This is a genomic window from Alkalicoccus chagannorensis DSM 18086 (assembly GCF_000429725.1).
GTDB classification, from domain to species: domain Bacteria; phylum Bacillota; class Bacilli; order Bacillales; family Salisediminibacteriaceae; genus Alkalicoccus; species Alkalicoccus chagannorensis.
This window is the reverse complement of the sequence record NZ_AUCK01000034.1, coordinates 1-16,085: the sequence shown is the minus strand read 5'-3', so window position 1 is coordinate 16,085 and position 16,085 is coordinate 1. Positions and strand designations below refer to the sequence as shown.

Annotated in this window: 15 protein-coding genes; 11 read left to right on the top strand and 4 right to left on the bottom strand. The window is 55.5% G+C overall.

The window, feature by feature from the left end:
• Positions 1-121 precede the first annotated feature (121 nt).
• The 7 genes from sigW (at position 122) to G477_RS0114115 (ending at position 7,042) form a co-directional block, all read left to right on the top strand.
• Positions 122-679: an RNA polymerase sigma factor SigW gene (gene sigW / locus G477_RS0114145; protein WP_026698495.1), complete on the top strand. Its 558-nt coding sequence runs from the start codon at positions 122-124 to the stop codon at positions 677-679.
• Between the two features lie 23 nt (positions 680-702).
• Positions 703-1,329 (top strand): zf-HC2 domain-containing protein, encoded by a 627-nt coding sequence (locus G477_RS0114140; protein ID WP_026698494.1) that lies wholly within the window; start codon positions 703-705, stop codon positions 1,327-1,329.
• A gap of 217 nt (positions 1,330-1,546) precedes the next feature.
• Positions 1,547-2,365: a diadenylate cyclase CdaA gene (gene cdaA / locus G477_RS0114135; RefSeq protein WP_415783297.1), complete on the top strand. Its 819-nt coding sequence runs from the start codon at positions 1,547-1,549 to the stop codon at positions 2,363-2,365.
• Positions 2,358-3,836 (top strand): CdaR family protein, encoded by a 1,479-nt coding sequence (locus G477_RS19740; RefSeq protein ID WP_084406270.1) that lies wholly within the window; start codon positions 2,358-2,360, stop codon positions 3,834-3,836. Before cdaA ends, G477_RS19740 begins: the two co-directional genes overlap by 8 nt.
• A 20-nt stretch (positions 3,837-3,856) precedes the next feature.
• Entirely contained in the window at positions 3,857-5,218 is a 1,362-nt protein-coding gene (gene glmM, locus G477_RS0114125; RefSeq protein WP_026698492.1) for a phosphoglucosamine mutase, read from the top strand.
• 251 nt (positions 5,219-5,469) lie between these two features.
• Entirely contained in the window at positions 5,470-6,426 is a 957-nt protein-coding gene (locus tag G477_RS20605; protein ID WP_051288052.1) for a lmo0954 family membrane protein, read from the top strand.
• A gap of 37 nt (positions 6,427-6,463) precedes the next feature.
• Positions 6,464-7,042, top strand: coding sequence for a hypothetical protein (locus tag G477_RS0114115; RefSeq protein ID WP_026698491.1), 579 nt, complete (start codon positions 6,464-6,466; stop codon positions 7,040-7,042).
• A 161-nt stretch (positions 7,043-7,203) separates the two neighbouring features.
• Here G477_RS0114115 and G477_RS0114110 read toward each other — a convergent pair whose 3' ends face one another.
• Both G477_RS0114110 and G477_RS0114105 read right to left on the bottom strand, forming a co-directional pair.
• Positions 7,204-7,962, bottom strand: a complete 759-nt coding sequence (locus G477_RS0114110) for a class I SAM-dependent methyltransferase (RefSeq protein WP_026698490.1) — start codon at positions 7,960-7,962, stop codon at positions 7,204-7,206.
• A gap of 59 nt (positions 7,963-8,021) precedes the next feature.
• Complete coding sequence (locus G477_RS0114105; protein ID WP_026698489.1) at positions 8,022-8,222, bottom strand: hypothetical protein; 201 nt, start codon at positions 8,220-8,222, stop codon at positions 8,022-8,024.
• Positions 8,223-8,319: 97 nt separating this feature from the next.
• On the opposite strand from G477_RS0114105, the gene G477_RS0114100 reads away from it, so the two are divergent.
• Complete coding sequence (locus G477_RS0114100; protein WP_026698488.1) at positions 8,320-8,724, top strand: cytidine deaminase; 405 nt, start codon at positions 8,320-8,322, stop codon at positions 8,722-8,724.
• Positions 8,725-9,005: 281 nt separating this feature from the next.
• Here G477_RS0114100 and G477_RS0114095 read toward each other — a convergent pair whose 3' ends face one another.
• On the bottom strand, positions 9,006-9,245 hold the full coding sequence (locus G477_RS0114095) for a hypothetical protein (protein ID WP_026698487.1): 240 nt from the start codon (positions 9,243-9,245) through the stop codon (positions 9,006-9,008).
• A 651-nt stretch (positions 9,246-9,896) separates the two neighbouring features.
• On the opposite strand from G477_RS0114095, the gene glmS reads away from it, so the two are divergent.
• Positions 9,897-11,699 carry a glutamine--fructose-6-phosphate transaminase (isomerizing) gene (glmS, locus tag G477_RS0114090; protein ID WP_026698486.1) on the top strand — a complete coding sequence of 601 codons (1,803 nt, stop codon included), beginning with the start codon at positions 9,897-9,899 and terminating at the stop codon, positions 11,697-11,699.
• Between the two features lie 952 nt (positions 11,700-12,651).
• On the opposite strand, the gene G477_RS0114085 is transcribed toward glmS, so the two are convergent.
• Positions 12,652-14,154, bottom strand: a complete 1,503-nt coding sequence (locus G477_RS0114085) for an amidase family protein (RefSeq protein WP_026698485.1) — start codon at positions 14,152-14,154, stop codon at positions 12,652-12,654.
• Between the two features lie 289 nt (positions 14,155-14,443).
• Here G477_RS0114085 and G477_RS19730 point away from each other — a divergent pair, with 289 nt between their 5' ends.
• Both G477_RS19730 and G477_RS0114070 read left to right on the top strand, forming a co-directional pair.
• Positions 14,444-15,532: a DUF2332 domain-containing protein gene (locus G477_RS19730; protein ID WP_051288049.1), complete on the top strand. Its 1,089-nt coding sequence runs from the start codon at positions 14,444-14,446 to the stop codon at positions 15,530-15,532.
• Positions 15,495-16,049, top strand: coding sequence for a GNAT family N-acetyltransferase (locus G477_RS0114070; protein ID WP_026698484.1), 555 nt, complete (start codon positions 15,495-15,497; stop codon positions 16,047-16,049). The genes G477_RS19730 and G477_RS0114070 overlap by 38 nt, the downstream gene beginning before the upstream one ends.
• The last annotated feature ends 36 nt before the right edge of the window (positions 16,050-16,085 follow it).

Genomic DNA, 16,085 nt, shown 5'->3' with positions numbered 1-16,085 from the left:
GTTATCTGGTGTCATGGTGTTTTTTCACAATCGAAGTGATAAAATAAAATGAGGGCAAGTGAAACCGGGACGGCATGAATAACGTATGACTATAATAACCGCATCCGGCGGGGGGTTCATAATGGATATCGTGGTGAAAAAAATTGTCCGAGAGGTGAAAAAGGGGAACCAGGAAGCTTTTTCGGAGCTGGTCGAGCTCTATAAAGATAAAGTGTATCATGTTTCCTACCGGATGATCGGCAACACCCATGAAGCTCAGGATATTGCGCAGGAAGCGTTCCTGCGGGCCTATATGAATATTGAATCGTACGATGAGGAGCGGAAATTTTCTACGTGGATCTACCGGATCACAACGAATCTGACGATTGACCGGATCCGCAAGAAGAAGCCTGACTTTCATCTGGAAGATCGTGTGTCAGGCACGGAAAATCTGGATTACCATTCGCAGTTCGCCGACGATGTCGAACTGCCGGAGGATCAGATCGTCAAGCTGGAAATGCAGCAGTGGATTCAGGAGGAGATCATGCGTCTTCCTCCGAAGTACCGTTCGGCGGTGATTCTCAAATACTTGGAAGACCTGTCTATTAAAGAAATCAGCGAGATCCTGCACCTGCCGGAAGCAACCGTGAAAACACGTATACACCGGGGGCGGGAAGCGCTTCGTAAACGGTTGAACTAACAGGAGAAAGGAGAGATGGGATCATGGCCTGTACCCAGGAAAAAAGGGAGCTGCTCGACGCGTACCTGGATGAAGAGCTGACGCTGCTCGAAGCGAAGCAGCTGGAAGCACACATCTATGAGTGCGAAAGCTGCGAGCAGCATCTGCAGGAACTAAAGCGGTCTGTTGCTATTATCCAGAGCGCGTCCCATTTCGAGGCACCAAGGCATTTTACCGAAGGCGTGATGAACCGGCTCCCGGAGCAGCCGGCGCGGACGAAATGGAAACACCGCATCCGGCGGAACCCGTTGATTGTAGCCGCTGCCGCCTTCCTGCTCGTTTTCGTGATGAGCATGGCCGGCGGGATGGGAGACGGCCAGGAGATGGTCGTCGAAGGAGAGGGGCAGTTCCTGCTTGACCGGGAACAGAACCTCGTCATCATACCCGAAGGCAGCACCGTTGATGGCGATTTAACGATCCGCAATGGAGACATTGAAATCAATGGAGAGGTCACCGGCACCGTAACGGTCGTCAACGGTCAGCATCTGCAGGCATCCGCTTCCGGTGCAGCCGGAGAGATCGAAGAGATCAACGATGCGCTGGAGCAGATCTGGTTTCAGGTACGGAGCTTCACTGCCGACCTGATTCCGTCCGGCAGCGATGAGGAGTAAGGAAACGGGTATCCAGACCCAGGGAGTCGTCTCCAAAGGAATGGGAGGCGGCTTCTTTCTGTTTTGTCAGCCGCAGGCCGCCGCTGTCGTGAGACTTTCTCACGAATCTCGGAGAAATCCCACGAGAACCCACTAATTTCGTGTGCCGGGTATGATATAATGAAGTCGTTGTGAATAAAGAAAGAGGAAAATACTGTGTTGGAGGCTCCTCATCATGATGTGGGATGATTTAACTTTACTGGAATTACTTGCAATCATCGTGGACATCTCGCTGGTTGCGTTTGTTATATATAAATTGATCATGATCATCCGCGGAACACGGGCCGTCCAGCTGGTTAAAGGGATTACGGTCATCCTGGGAGTCTGGTTTGCCAGCGGATGGCTCGGTCTGAATACATTACAGTGGATCATGCAGCAGGCGGTCACATACGGGCTGCTCGCGATTATAATCATCTTCCAGCCGGAGCTGCGGCGTGCCCTGGAGCAGCTCGGCCGGGGACGTTTTTTCCAATCCAGCACGAGCGCGGAGGAAGAAGAAGCGAAAAGGTCGATCGAACAAATTATTACTGCGGCCCAGTACATGGGGAAACGCCGGATCGGGGCACTGATTTCCCTCGAGAGGGAAACAGGAATGAACGACTATATCGAAACCGGCACCCCGATGCATGCGCGGCTGACATCGGAGCTGCTGATCAACATTTTCATCCCGAATGCGCCGCTGCACGATGGTGCGGTCATCATCAAAAATAACGAAATCACCGCAGCAGGCTGTTATCTGCCTCTGTCGGAGAATCCTTTCATTTCAAAAGAGCTTGGTACGAGACACCGGGCTGCGCTCGGCGTCAGTGAAGTGACGGATTCGATCACCATTGCTGTATCCGAAGAAACAGGCGGTATTTCCATTACGAAAAATGGAGAGATACACCGGAATCTGGAAGCAGACGGCCTTCGGAACATGCTCGAGGAAGAACTGCTGAAAAAAGACAGTGGTGGAACCGGGTCCCTCTGGCAGCTGGGAGGTCGGAAGAATGGATAAATTATTTAATAAAAGCTGGTTTATCAAGCTGTCGTCCGTCGCGATTGCTGTGATGCTGTTTTTGATGGTCAACATGGAAAACCAGCAGATCAACCAGGCAGGCGGCGGCCTTCCCGGGATTACGGACGGGGAGCGCGTAGAGGAAGATGTGCCGCTGAACGTGTATTACGATGAAGATAATTATGTCCTGACCGAAGCGCCGGAAACCGTTCAGGTGACGATGCGCGGACCGCAGAACGTGCTGACCGTATCTCAGATTACACAGGGGCAGCAGGAAGTGTTCATCGACCTGGAGGATGCCGAAGCCGGCACGCACTATGAACGTATTGAACACGCCGGTTTTCCGACAGATCTGCGCGTCTCGATTGTACCGATGACGGTCAGCGTCACGCTGCAGGAGCGGGTCACTTCCTCTTTTCCGGTAGAGGTGGAGCTCGTGAATGAAGACGATGTGGCAGAGGGCTATGTGCCGGGAGAACCGCTCGTCGAACCAGCCTCCATTGACGTTACCGGGGCTTCTGGCGTGATCGATCAGATCAGCACGGCCCGGGTCGTCGTGGATGTCGGCGGCGCTGAAGACAACATCAGTACGTCCGCTTCGGTCGATCTCTTGGATGAAACAGGCAACGAGATTGATGTTACTGCAGATCCGCCGGCTGTCGATGTGACGGTTCCTATTACGAGCCCGAACATCGAAGTGCCCGTCCGGGTCGGCCGGAGCGGAGAACTCAATCAAGGCATGGCACTCAATGGCATCAGCACCGACCCGGAGATGGTTACCGTCTTCGGGCCGGTAGAAGTGCTTAATGAGATCTCGTTCATCGATATTGATGATGTGGATCTGGGCCAAGTGAACGGCGACAGTTCGTTTGAAGCAGAGGTTCCGCTGCCGGAAGGGGCGGAACGGGTCGAACCGGACACTGTCACGGTCAACGTGGATACAACTGCCGAAGAGGACCGGGAGTTCGTCGACTTTCCGATTGAGGCTCAAAACGTTCCGGACGGAATGGAAGTCGATTTTCCGACGAATGAGAACGGTACCTTCACGCTGATTGCTCAGGCGAGCATCAATGAACTCGACCGCGTCAGCCGGGAGGATTTTGAGGCTGTCGTCGATTTGGGAGGTCTGTCCGAAGGGGCGCACAATGTGCCGCTGGAATTGAACGGACCACAGAATATTCGTCTTCCACAGCAGGGATCCGACATCAGCGTCGTTCTCAGCGGAGGGGAAGATGCCGCGGTAGAAACGAACGAGGAACCGGAAGAAGACATCAATGAAGAGAACGAGAACGAGGAGAACAACGAGAATAACGACAATAACGAAGAAAACGGAAATGAAGAAAATGAGAACAGCACCTCGGTCGTCGAAGAAGAAGAGGAAGCGGACGACGTTCCGGAAGCCGGTATTGCAGAGCAGCAGCCGGATGAAGGCGAGGACGAGGCGATAGATAGGGAACAGGACGATACTTAGATGAAGGAGCGTAACTTTCGATGGGAACTTTTTTTGGAACGGACGGTGTACGCGGTGTAGCCAACAAGGAGCTGACACCCGAACTCGCTTTTAAACTCGGCCGCTTCGGCGGTTATGTACTGACCAAAGAAACAAGCAACCCGAAAATTTTAATTGGACGGGATACACGGATATCCGGTCCGATGCTGGAAAGCGCGCTTGTCGCAGGTCTTCTCTCCATGGGGGCGGAAGTCATGCGTCTCGGCGTGATTTCGACTCCGGGGGTAGCCTATTTAACGAAAGCATTGAACGCGGATGCCGGCGTGATGATCTCCGCTTCGCACAATCCAGTGGCGGACAACGGGATCAAGTTTTTCGGTTCCGACGGCTTTAAACTGATCGATGCGCAGGAAAATGAGATCGAAGCGCTGCTGCACAAGGAAGATGACATGGAAGATGATCTGCCGCGTCCAACCGGTGGCGAACTCGGCAATGTGAGTGACTACTTCGAAGGCGGCCAGAAATACCTCCGCTACTTGAAGCAGACAATTGATACAAACTTTGAAGGGCTTCGTATTGCCCTCGACTGTGCACACGGCGCCGCATCCCCGCTGGCGAATCACCTGTTTGCAGATCTCGAAGCAGAGGATATTTTTTGCATCGGTGCTTCTCCGGATGGAAAGAACATCAACGATCAAGTCGGCTCCACCCACCCAGAAGCGCTCGTCGAGCTGGTGAAAGACAAGAAGGCGGATATTGGATTGGCCTTCGATGGCGATGCCGACCGTCTGATTGCCGTGGATGAGAATGGGGACATCGTGGACGGCGATAAAATCATGTTCATCTGTGCCAAGTACTTGAACTCACGTGGACGTCTCAAGGACAACACGCTTGTCACAACGGTCATGAGCAACCTCGGCCTGTACAAAGCACTTGAACGCGAGGGGATCGAAACCCAGCAGACGGCTGTCGGAGACCGCTACGTCATGGAAGAAATGCGGGAGAACGGCTACAGCCTCGGCGGCGAACAGTCCGGCCACTTGATCTTCCTGGACTATGCGACCACAGGAGACGGGCTTCTGTCTGCCCTGCAGCTGACGCAGATTCTCAAGCAGACCGGCCGGAAGCTGTCTGAACTGGCAGCGGAAATGCCGAAGTACCCGCAGAAGTTGATCAACGTCCGCGTGCAGGATAAGCATCAGCTGCACAACAGCGTCGTGATCGCCGACGAGATCCGCGCGGTCGAACAGGAAATGCAGGGAGAAGGCCGTATCCTCGTCCGTCCTTCCGGAACGGAGCCGCTCGTGCGTGTCATGGCAGAAGCTCCATCGGAAGATGTCTGTGACACGTACGTGTACAAAGTCGTGGACATCGTCAAACAGGAGCTCGGCTCTCTCGAATAGAAACGGAACGGCTGTCCGGCGTCTGATTCAGACGACCGGGCAGCTTTTTTTGAAGTATAAGAAATTATACGTGCTCATACAGAGTGACAGCGCAGCCGCACGCCGCTCCGATCAAAAGGCGCGCCTCTCTTTTGTTACGACCCGGCGGAAGGCTTCCAGGATACGTTGCGAAAAAGACGGGGGACGGGACGCCGGATATTTCTTTTTCGCATCGACTGCGGTAAGATACAGGTAGAAGGGAGGCGTTACCCGTGAAAATTCTCGCAGCCGCCGCCGTCGTCCTTGCCCTGATGATCGCCCTCGGCAGTATTTTATCCATCGTGATGTTCGGTTTGTTCCTCTGGCTTTTCTGGCTTGTCATCAAGCAGTGGGCCGCAGCTGACTCCACCGGATCCCGCATCCTCTGGGGCGTCGTCGGCGTTTTCCTCATCTTGATGCTCGCCGCCAACACCGAAGCTCTCGTCGGCATCGCCGCTGTCTACTTCCTCTATGTCATGTTTCGCAGCTGGAGCCCCTCAGCCGATGGATCTTCGCTCAGCACCCGATTTTCGGACACGGTGAGAGAGGATTTGGTCCAACTGCGCGGGAAGAAGCGCGAGATGCGGCAGCAGTCCTCCCGTCCTTCGGATCTGCAGGAAACTCCCTCCGCTGAAGGGGAAGGCGTCAGTCTGGAGGAGCTGCGGGAGCGCCTCGACGAACAGCAGCGGGCCGCCGACCGGCTCCGGATTCACCAGCAGGAGGCAGCAGACAAAGCGGCATCACGCCGGGAACAGGCACTGCTGGCACAGGAAGAAGAGGAGCCGGAGCTGGCCGATTATGCCGTGCAGGATGCCACTGCCTTTGAGCAGGAGGCTGCGCTGTTGAAGCGGCTGGCAGATGAGGCGGATGAACAGATCCGGGAACTGGAAGCCGACTATCAGCAGCTGCAGCACGACATGCGGCGCCGGTCCCTTGAAGAACAGGAGCTGGAACGCCGCAGTGAAACGGCACGCATCCGCAGAGAGATGAGCCAGCTTCGCAGCGGCGCTGAATCGCTGCAGGAGACGCCTTCTGCGGAAGAAACAGCCCACACGGAAACCGTCTCCGATCGGCGCGATCCGGAAGCAGACCAGGAAGCGCTGCGCAGCAGCCTTGAGCGGAAGCTGCTCGTCCTGGAAAAGCGCCACCGGGAACAATCCCGCCGGCATAACGAACAGCAGTCAGGATAACTCCTGGCTGCTTTTTTTCTGTCTAGGAAAGAAGTGCATGTTGAAGACCCAGGCTGCGGAGATGCTGGGTGTATGGGTCTCGTTACGTGAAGGAGCAGACGCATCGGCAGGCCGCTCGGACGCAGCGCAGCCGTGGGTGGACGCACGGTCGGTCAAAGCAGTCGCTACGCCAGGCTCAGCGGCCATTCGGGTGCTGGGCGGACGCTCGACGAACCACAGCAGACGTACGACAGCGCTCCGCGGACTCAGCGAAAGGCGGCTCGGTCATTCGACGAAGAACAGCAGATGGAAAAAACCAAAATCCCTCCAGTCACCCAAGCCCTTTTGGTCTACGGCTGCCGGGGCAGCCGCGGAAACGAGGTGGATGGTGGGCTGGAGGTTTTTCGGCGTGGTATTCTTTTGGTGCTGGGCGGTCACTCGCGGCGCCGGCTCGGACGCAGAGCGGCGGTGGGCGGTCGCAAGGCGGCAGCGGGCAGTCGCTAGAAGCGGACAAGCGGTCATACCGGCGCTGGGCGGTCACTCGGCCGGACGCAGCGGACGTTCGGTGTGGCAGAGCAGTCACTCATCGGTGCCAGGCGGTCACACCGTGTTGAGGAGCGTAATCGTCAAAGGGTGACATACGCATCGAGATAGGGCGCTGTACCTGCTGCGCCGGGCTCTTCGAAGGGTTTCCCCTTTTTACGATAAAGAATAGGAAAAAAGCTGACGGAAGGCATTCCGACAGCTTTTCCGCCAGAAGACTGGCGACGATCCGATGTTCTCCGGAAAGCCGTCCCTCTACTTTCGAACGACGGCTTCATATGTGATGACACTGCCGGCGTCGACGGGATACGTTCCGTTTTGGTAATCGGCGGAAATCGTGATGTCCGTGAAGCCGACCTGTTCGAGCAGGAGACTGAATTCTTCCACGCCGTACCAGCGGAGGGGAAACCGCTCCAGTTCTGTCTGGACGAGCCGGCCCTGCTTCCATTTTTCGTAGCGGTGATGCGAAATGGTGTACTGATGAACAGCATCGATGTCCGTCGTCTTCGCTTCCAGCGTGATGACCGAGCCGTCTTCCGCTTCCCACGTGCTTGTGACTGGTTCGTTCCGTGTGTGGCCCGGCTGAAGGAACGTGTCCACGAGCAGTCGTCCTCCGGGCTGCAGGTGGTGATGGAACTGCTGCAGCGCCGCGATCGACGTCCTGCGCTCATGCAGCAAAAGGAACGTCCCAGCCGGCACGATGACGGCCTCGTACGATTGGTTCAAATCGATCGAGGCCATGTTTCCTTCCCATACATGAGGCTGGAACCCTCGTTCGCTGCAGTGGTGGCGGCAGAGGCGCAGCATGTCCGGGGAAAGGTCGAAGCCGTCGACCTCATGGCCTTGTTCAAGGAGTGGAATCAACATGCGGCCATTGCCCACACCTGGTTCCAAAATGGGGCCCGTACAGGAAGCGAGCCGTTGCGTGTAGAACTCGACATCACCGAAGGAGCGGCCGATATACTTGTCCAGGTCATATACTTCTGCGGATAGGCGGTTGTAGTAACCGAGCATACTGCATCTCCTTTGCTCCCGGGAGAAACATCCTCTCCGGGGATAAACGTATGATACACTTACAGCAGCGCCATGACGCCGCTCGCAATATAGACACCGCTGAGAAATAAAATGAAATAACCGACAGTTTTAAAGAATAGAATCAGGCCGCGGGGAGGGCCGTCCTCCCGGTTCGGGCTGAGCATGCCTGCAGGCGTATTTGGGGCTTTGACAAGAAACGAGCCAAGCAGGAAAAAACAGACTCCTAGCAGAATATCCAACAAGGTAACCTCCTCTCCAACATCTACTAGCTTCAGCATAGCAGAAAGGAGCGGCGTCAGCACGATACGATCCATGAGGAAAGAGGGGGAATCGAACATGACGATCGAACAACAGCTGTATGACGCCGCTGCCGCGTTAATCGAGCAGCGATACCCATCCGGCTGGGGTGGGGCAGCAGCGGTGTATACGGAAGATGGGAACCTCATCACTAGCGTGGCGCCGGACGTGTTAAATGCTTCGACCGAGCTCTGCATCGAAACCGGCGCGTTTCTGGAAGCGCACAAGCTCGACACGCGTGTGACGCATTCACTCTGCCTGGCACGGGAAGAACCCGAGGCTCCGATGGTGATCCTCACTCCGTGCGGCGTCTGTCAGGAGCGACTTTTCTACTGGGGAGAAGACGTTCAGGCAGCCGTCACGAATCCGGAAAATGCGCTCGTTTTCAAAACGCTCAGGGAGCTGCAGCCATATCACTGGTACGATGCCTACCGCGGAACATAGAACCCAGGGCAAAAAAGCGCGCAGCGCCTTTTGTTCGGAACGGCGTGCGTCGTCGCTGCTGGTTCTTTAGAGGGAAGCATAGGTTCTTCATGCTTCCCGAGCAGCTGACAGAGCCGCCGTCACCCTGTATGAGAACGTCTTCATTCTTATATTTCAAAAAAAGCGCGTGCCCCGTGGAAGGGTACGCGCTTTGGAGAAGGGGCAGTATAGAAGACGACGGCTTCCCCAGTTATCCGCCAGCAGCAGAGCCGGTCCTGTCTGCTGGTCCTGAATCGGCAGCTTCAGGAGGAAGAATCTCCTTCGGCCTCTTTTTGATGCATTTCCTTTTTCCGTTGAACGGCATGAAACCCGGAAAAGATAGCCAATGCCAGAAAAATCGGCAGAATCAGGATGGAAATCGTGGGAATGAAGCCGGTCGTAAACATGAAAATCCAGGGGTCCAGTCCGAGAATGACGGCAATCGGAATGGATACTGCCATGATCGTTGAATGCATACGGTAGCGTGCTCGGAGCGTATCCAACAGCAGCACTCCTTCCTGTCCGATCTGGCCGTTCCTGCTTCTATACCCGAATCTGTTGGAAATAAGCGTTTAATTCAAGATAGTCACAACGGCCCGCAGGACGTACGATGGATTCCGCCGCTGTATGTCTCCCGTAAGGTTCCAGGGAAGCCTGGCTTTTTTCCGGAGAAAGGAACCGCGGGAAGGTATTTCTTCAATTTTTCATAATCTCTCCTGTAACATTCAGCAGAGAAGAGCGACCAATACAGCGCAGGAGAACATAGCACCTGTAAAGGTTGGGTCGAGAAACAGAATGAAGGATAAAGGAAACAGCATCCTAAGCTTTTACCGGCACCACATTGACCTGACTGGAAAAGATGTAGTAGAATGATTCTATTCTTATGTGTGGAAGGAGGACCGCGGTCCATAAAAAGGAAAACCCAAAGCGCCTGAACTGCCGGAGTAGGCAGTTGACGAGGAGGAGGTTATCGAGTTATCGGCGGATGCCTCCCGGCTGCCTGTCACAGCCGCAATGAAGAGCCAAAACAGCAGGGTGACCTGGTGGACAAAAGCACTTCAGCTGACAGATGCAACCAACCTACTAAAATTGACGGAGCGGGGCAGGAATGCCCTGAAAAGCACACCTGCCCTTGTTCAAGGGAGGACACTATTATGTGCGGAATTGTCGGATATATTGGAACTGCGGATGCGAAGGAGATTCTCCTGCGCGGACTGGAAAAGCTCGAGTACCGGGGCTACGACTCTGCCGGTATTGCGATTGCCAACGAACGAGGAGTACATGTGTATAAGGAGAAGGGCCGCATTGCAGCGCTCCGTGACGTGGTGGACACGTCCGAAGAGAGTGTTGTCGGGATCGGACATACGCGCTGGGCGACGCACGGACCGCCGAGCCAGGTAAATGCCCACCCGCATCAGAGTGCGACTTCCCGCTATACGATTGTACACAACGGCGTCATCGAGAACTACGAACAGCTCCGCCGCGAATTTCTGCCGCATGTGAACATGGTGTCGGAGACGGATACCGAGATCATTGTGCAGCTGGTGGATAGCTTTGCAAAAGACGGGCTGACCACCGAGCAGGCGTTCCGTAAAACCCTCAGCCAGCTGCAGGGTTCCTATGCGACAGCACTCATCGACAATCAGGATCAGGAAACAATCTATGTCGGTAAGAATAAAAGCCCGCTTCTGATCGGACTTGCAGATGGCGTGAACGTCGTCGCGAGTGATGCGATGGCCATGCTGCAGGTCACGAACGAATTCGTGGAAATTGAAGATAAAGAGATCGTGATTGTCACCCGCGAGCAGGCACAGATCAAAAAGCTCAACGGGGACGAAGTGGACCGCGGCAGCTACATCGCTGAGCTGGACTCCACCGATATCGAGAAGGGAACGTATCCACACTTCATGCTCAAAGAGATCGATGAGCAGCCGTTTGTGATGCGTAACATTATCTCGAAGTACAAAGCGGACGACGAGAGCATCAAGCTCGATGAAGACGTTCGTCAAGCAGTAACCCAGGCCGACCGCATCTATATCATTGCCGCTGGTACAAGTTATCACGCTGGCCTGGTCGGGAAAGAAATGATCGAAAAAATTGCCGGTATTCCGGTGGAGACGCATATTGCGAGTGAATTTCTCTACAACATGCCGCTCCTGAGCGATAATCCGCTGTTCATTTTCATTTCTCAAAGCGGAGAAACCGCAGACCTGCGCGGCGTACTCGTGAACGTCCGGCAGATGGCCCACCCATCCTTAACGATCACGAACGTACCGGGATCAACACTGTCGCGTGAAGCAGACTATACGCTGCATACGCACGCCGGTCCGGAGATTGCGGTCGCTTCCACGAAGGCGTATACGGCGCAGATGGCGGTATTTGCCATTCTCGCTGTGGACGCAGCCCAGGCGCGCGGCGTCGAAATTGATTTCAACCCGCTCCAGGAGCTCGCGATCGTCGCGAATGCGATGGAGATTTTCACGGAGAAAAAAGACCTCATGGAAGAAGCTGCACAGGAGTATCTTTCTGTCAGCCGGAACGCCTTCTTTATCGGCCGATCCATCGACTATTACGTCTGCATGGAAGGCGCGCTGAAGCTGAAGGAAATCTCCTACATTCAGGCGGAAGGCTTTGCCGGCGGTGAGCTCAAGCACGGCACGATCGCCCTGATCGAAGAGGGCACGCCGGTGATCGGCCTCGCAACGCAGAAGGACGTAAACCTGAACATCCGCGGCAACATGAAGGAAGTCGTTGCACGCGGCGCGAACCCGTGCTTTATCAGCATGGAAGGCATGGAAGAGGAAGACGACGCGATCGTCATTCCAAAAATCCATCCGTACCTTACTCCACTCGTAAGCGTACTGCCAATGCAGCTGATTTCGTACTACGCAGCCCTGCACCGCGGCTGCGATGTGGACAAGCCTCGTAACCTCGCGAAATCCGTGACAGTGGAATAGAGAAACGAATCTGACCGTCTCCCTTTGGGAGGCGGTTTTTTGTGACAGGAAAAGAAAGCATAAAATTCAAGAGGTGCTAAGGCTGAGTATGCCAAGAGCTGTGGCATTTCCATCTTCAATGTATAGGTTCTCATACAGGGCGACGGCGCCTCGGACGTTCGACAGACGCCGGCGGACGTAAGGAAAGAGCGGGCGGCAAGTACGGTCGTACGGCTGGGCCGCCCCGTCTTTTTCATTCCCCGGCTGCTACGGGCAGCCGCACAATCCAACTCATCGAAGCTTTTGCCGGGTTGAAGCCGAATGCGAGTCACTTCAGCGAATTTTTGGGCTTCTTCGTCCTGGTAAGCGGGCGGTGTGACGCCGCCAGCGCGTCACTTCCAACTATTTTTGCGCCACGTTGCTGTTTTTGAGCCACCTGGCGATCGTTTTGAGCCACTTCTGCTGTCAATCTCGAAACTGTTTTCGGATTTTGCGCCACGCAGGCCGCCCCTGTATCGGATCCCCACCTTGAAGCCATCAACCATACGTTACCTGAAGCCCTTCTGGTTTACGGCTGCCGTAGCAGCCGCTGAAACGAAGGAATCATGGGCTTCGTGTTTGATCGTGTATGTGGTCGTGGCGCGGCTCGGACGTTCACACCGCCGGCTCGGACACTCCGCAGCTGCGGGCGGTCGCTGGACGATCTGGAGCAGTCGTTAGGAAAGGGAAAGCGGCGCTTCAGGAGCTGGGCGGACACTCCGTAGGGCGGCTCGGACGTTCGGCAGCAGCCAGCGGACACTCACGAAGGCCGAGCGGGCATTCGGCGCTGATGCCGTCTCTGGCGCCGGCGCCGTCTCTATCCATAAACACACGACATTCCTAATCCCCTTGAGCAGGCTTCTAACGAAAGCGAAGGAAAATCAGCAGCGAACGATAACGTCCCCTACGAAAAAAAGAAACTTCAACCCAGAGGTTAAAGTTTCATAAACGGATTTTGATGAACATCCACCCACAGATCGGACTGCTCGAGTACCGCGGCTAATTGGAACAGCACGTCCTCCCGGTCCCTTGCAGCAAGAAACTGGACACCGACCGGCAGGCCGGAAGCCGTTTGGTGCAGCGGGACACTCATCGCCGGCTGGCCGGTCAGGTTGGCCAGCTGCGTGAATGGTGTTCTCTCCAGACTCTGCATGACCATCTGATCGAGCATATCGGATTTCAAGAGGGGCTTCCCGGCGTTGGTGATGGAGACCAGCTGAAGCAGCAGTTCTTCTATTTTCTTTAACTGCAGCTCGCCGATCCGAGCCTGAAGCATCGCCGTGGTCGGCGTGAGGTAAAGGTCATACGTCTCATGGAAGGCGGCCATGCGGATGGCTGCCTCGTCCCACGTTCGGAGCTGCAGGACAAAAGCTTCGGCAGAGAGGGCTTTCCCGAGCATGCCGAACAGCCAGGTGACAGGCTCCACGTCCTTTCTCGTCACTTTTCTGCCGATCATCGATTCGATTTCCTTTACCCTCGCGGCAACTTCTCCGTAATACAGCGACATGTAGCTTGCTGCGATGCGTTTCCCGTCCACCGGGGCAGCCTGTTCTTCCACGTGGTGGCCCTGCGCTTCCAGCCATCGCACGGTGCGGAGGACCGCCTGTTTACACTCCTCGTCTACGGCAGAGCCGATCGGTGACTCCAGCGAATAAGCGATCGTCAGCGGGTTTTGTTCCGGCTTTTTAAGCATATCCGCAAAACGGGTTTCCTGCTTCGGGGCCCGGAATGCACCGGTCGTCTCTTTTCCATCAAGCAGGTCTAAAACAGCCGCGCTGTCGCGAACCGTTTTAGATACAATGTGGTCTCCGGATGCTCCCTGCCAGGCGCGTCCGCGGGCGGGACCGATCGGCGTTCGCCCACGGGTCGGCTTCAGGCCGAACAAGCCGCAGTAGGCTGCCGGGATGCGAATCGATCCGCCGCCGTCATTGGCCCCGGCAATGGGCACCATCCCCGAAGCGACCGCGGCGGCCGATCCGCCGCTGGAACCGCCGGGAGTGACGTGGATATTCCACGGATTTTTCGTCGGGCCATAGGCGGCAGGTTCCGTAACTGCCATAAGCGCAAACTCCGGTACATTGGTGACCCCGACGATGTTCATCCCAGCCTGCTTGAGCAATCGTGTGTACGTGGCATCTGTTTTGGGACGGTAGGAATGGAGTACCTTGGATCCCTCAGATGCCAGCAGTCCCTGCGATTCCTGATTGATGTTTTTGAGCAGGAGGGGCACCCCTGTAAAAGGGCCGCCTGCATTGTTCTGCTCCGCAGTCTGCATCGCAGTGTCATACGCCTTGTCGATGACGGCGTTCAGCGCAGGATTCATTCCCTCTATGCGGGTGACGGCCTGCAGCAGCACTTCTTTTTCCGTGACTTCTCTGGACCGCACCAAGGCGGCCAAGCCCGTTGCATCATAGGTTTCATACCGAAAACCTTTCATCGAAATCCCTCCCAATTGTGTATATCTTTACTGCCTACAGCTTATCATGAATTTCCAGAAAAAAGTGCATCACCAGCGGAAGTTTGGCGTTCCTCGTGCTTGACGGAAGCAGCTGCGGCATGAACAAGAGAATCATACAGATATTGTTAATGAAGTCGGATCTTGTTAAGATCAAGGAAAAGGGTAGTCCTCAGCAGAGGAGTCTGCTCTCGGGGGGATCCTTCCCGGGGAAGAAGTACACCGCTCCGGGCGGCCGGTGGAATCTTGACTGCGAAAAAAGGGGTTGCTTATGTCCAATCAACTGTTATCCGAGGCGTTCCGCCGCTTTGCGGAGAACGAATGCCGCGGATCGAGCGCGCTCTATGCATCGTTATCCGAAAAGACAGCTGACGATCCTCCGCTGCTGGAATTGGCCGCGCACGCCGGGGCCGGCCAGCCGGTGCCGAACCTGTTATTCGGTGCGGTGCACTATCTGCTGCTGCAGGGCGCGTCGCATCCGCTCCGCAGGCATTATCCGAGTGTTGTGAAGCAGCCGGAAGAGGATTATGAGGAGGCATACGTCCTTTTTCAGGATTTCTGCAGGAACTACCGTGAAAACCTTATCACGCTTCTGCAGACAAAGAGAGTGCAGACGAACGAAGTCAGGCGCTGCTCGTACTTATTCCCCGTATTCAGCTATGTGTATGAACGGATACAGAAGCCGCTCGCACTGGTGGAGATCGGCACGAGTGCCGGGCTGCAGCTGCTCTGGGATCAGTACCGGTACACCTATTATCCCGGTGGAGAAGGCGGGAAACGAGATTCCCCAGTCCATATTGAAGCAGACGTGCGGGGAGATGCACTTCCCATCCTGCCTCGTGAGCTGCCTCCTGTGGCCTCGCGTACAGGCATCGATCTCCATACCATGGATGTGACGAAGGAAGAAGATGTAGATTGGCTGACGGCGTTGATCTGGCCGGAGCACCACGACCGCAGGGAGCTGTTTCAACAGGCCGCCGCCTGCGCTGCAGCGCACGAGCTGCATCTGATCGAAGGGGACGCCGTCTCGGTACTGCACGAGACAGCAGCTGCTATTCCAGAAACACACTGCCTCTGTGTTTTTCATACACACGTGGCGAATCAGATGACGGAGGAGGCGAAAGCAGATTTATTTCACCTCATTGCGTCGCTTGGCACAGAGCGCGACATCTGTCATATTTACAACAACATGCAGGACAAGCTGCTGCATGTGGATTATTACGTAGACGGACAGCGGCATGAACACACCATTGGAAACGTGGACGGGCACGGGCGCTGGTTCGAGTGGAGAATATCAGACGAAGGACGAAGGAGAGGATCGATTGCATCAGCAGGCAGAAGTAACCATCAGACCGATTGAAGAGAAAGACCTTTACAGACTGTGGGAGCTCATTTACAAAGAGGAAGCCCCGGAATGGAAAAAATGGGACGCGCCCTACTTCCGCCACGAGCCGATGTCCTGGGCGGCTTTTCAGAAGAACGCGGAGGCGTGGATCGGCAGAGAGGATACGTGGGTGATTGATGTCGATGGTACCGTCATGGGCACGGTCTCGTATTATTATGAAGACGTGCAGCGGAACTGGCTCGAGGCAGGCATCATCCTGCATGAATCCAGCAGATGGAACCAGGGCGTCGGCACCATCGCGCTGCGGCTCTGGCTGGATCACTTGTTTGCGACGCTTCCCCTCGTCCGTGCAGGAATCACGACATGGTCCGGCAACAAGCGCATGATGCGCGTGGCAGAAAAAATGAACATGAAGCTCGAAGGCCGCATTCGACAAGTGCGGTACTACGATGGGGACTACTACGATTCGATCCGCATGGGCGTGCTGCGCGAAGAGTGGCAGAAGACTGCGGGAAAGAATCCCGTTCACTGACAGCAGCAAAGGAGGCAGAGGATGCATGGAAGAACT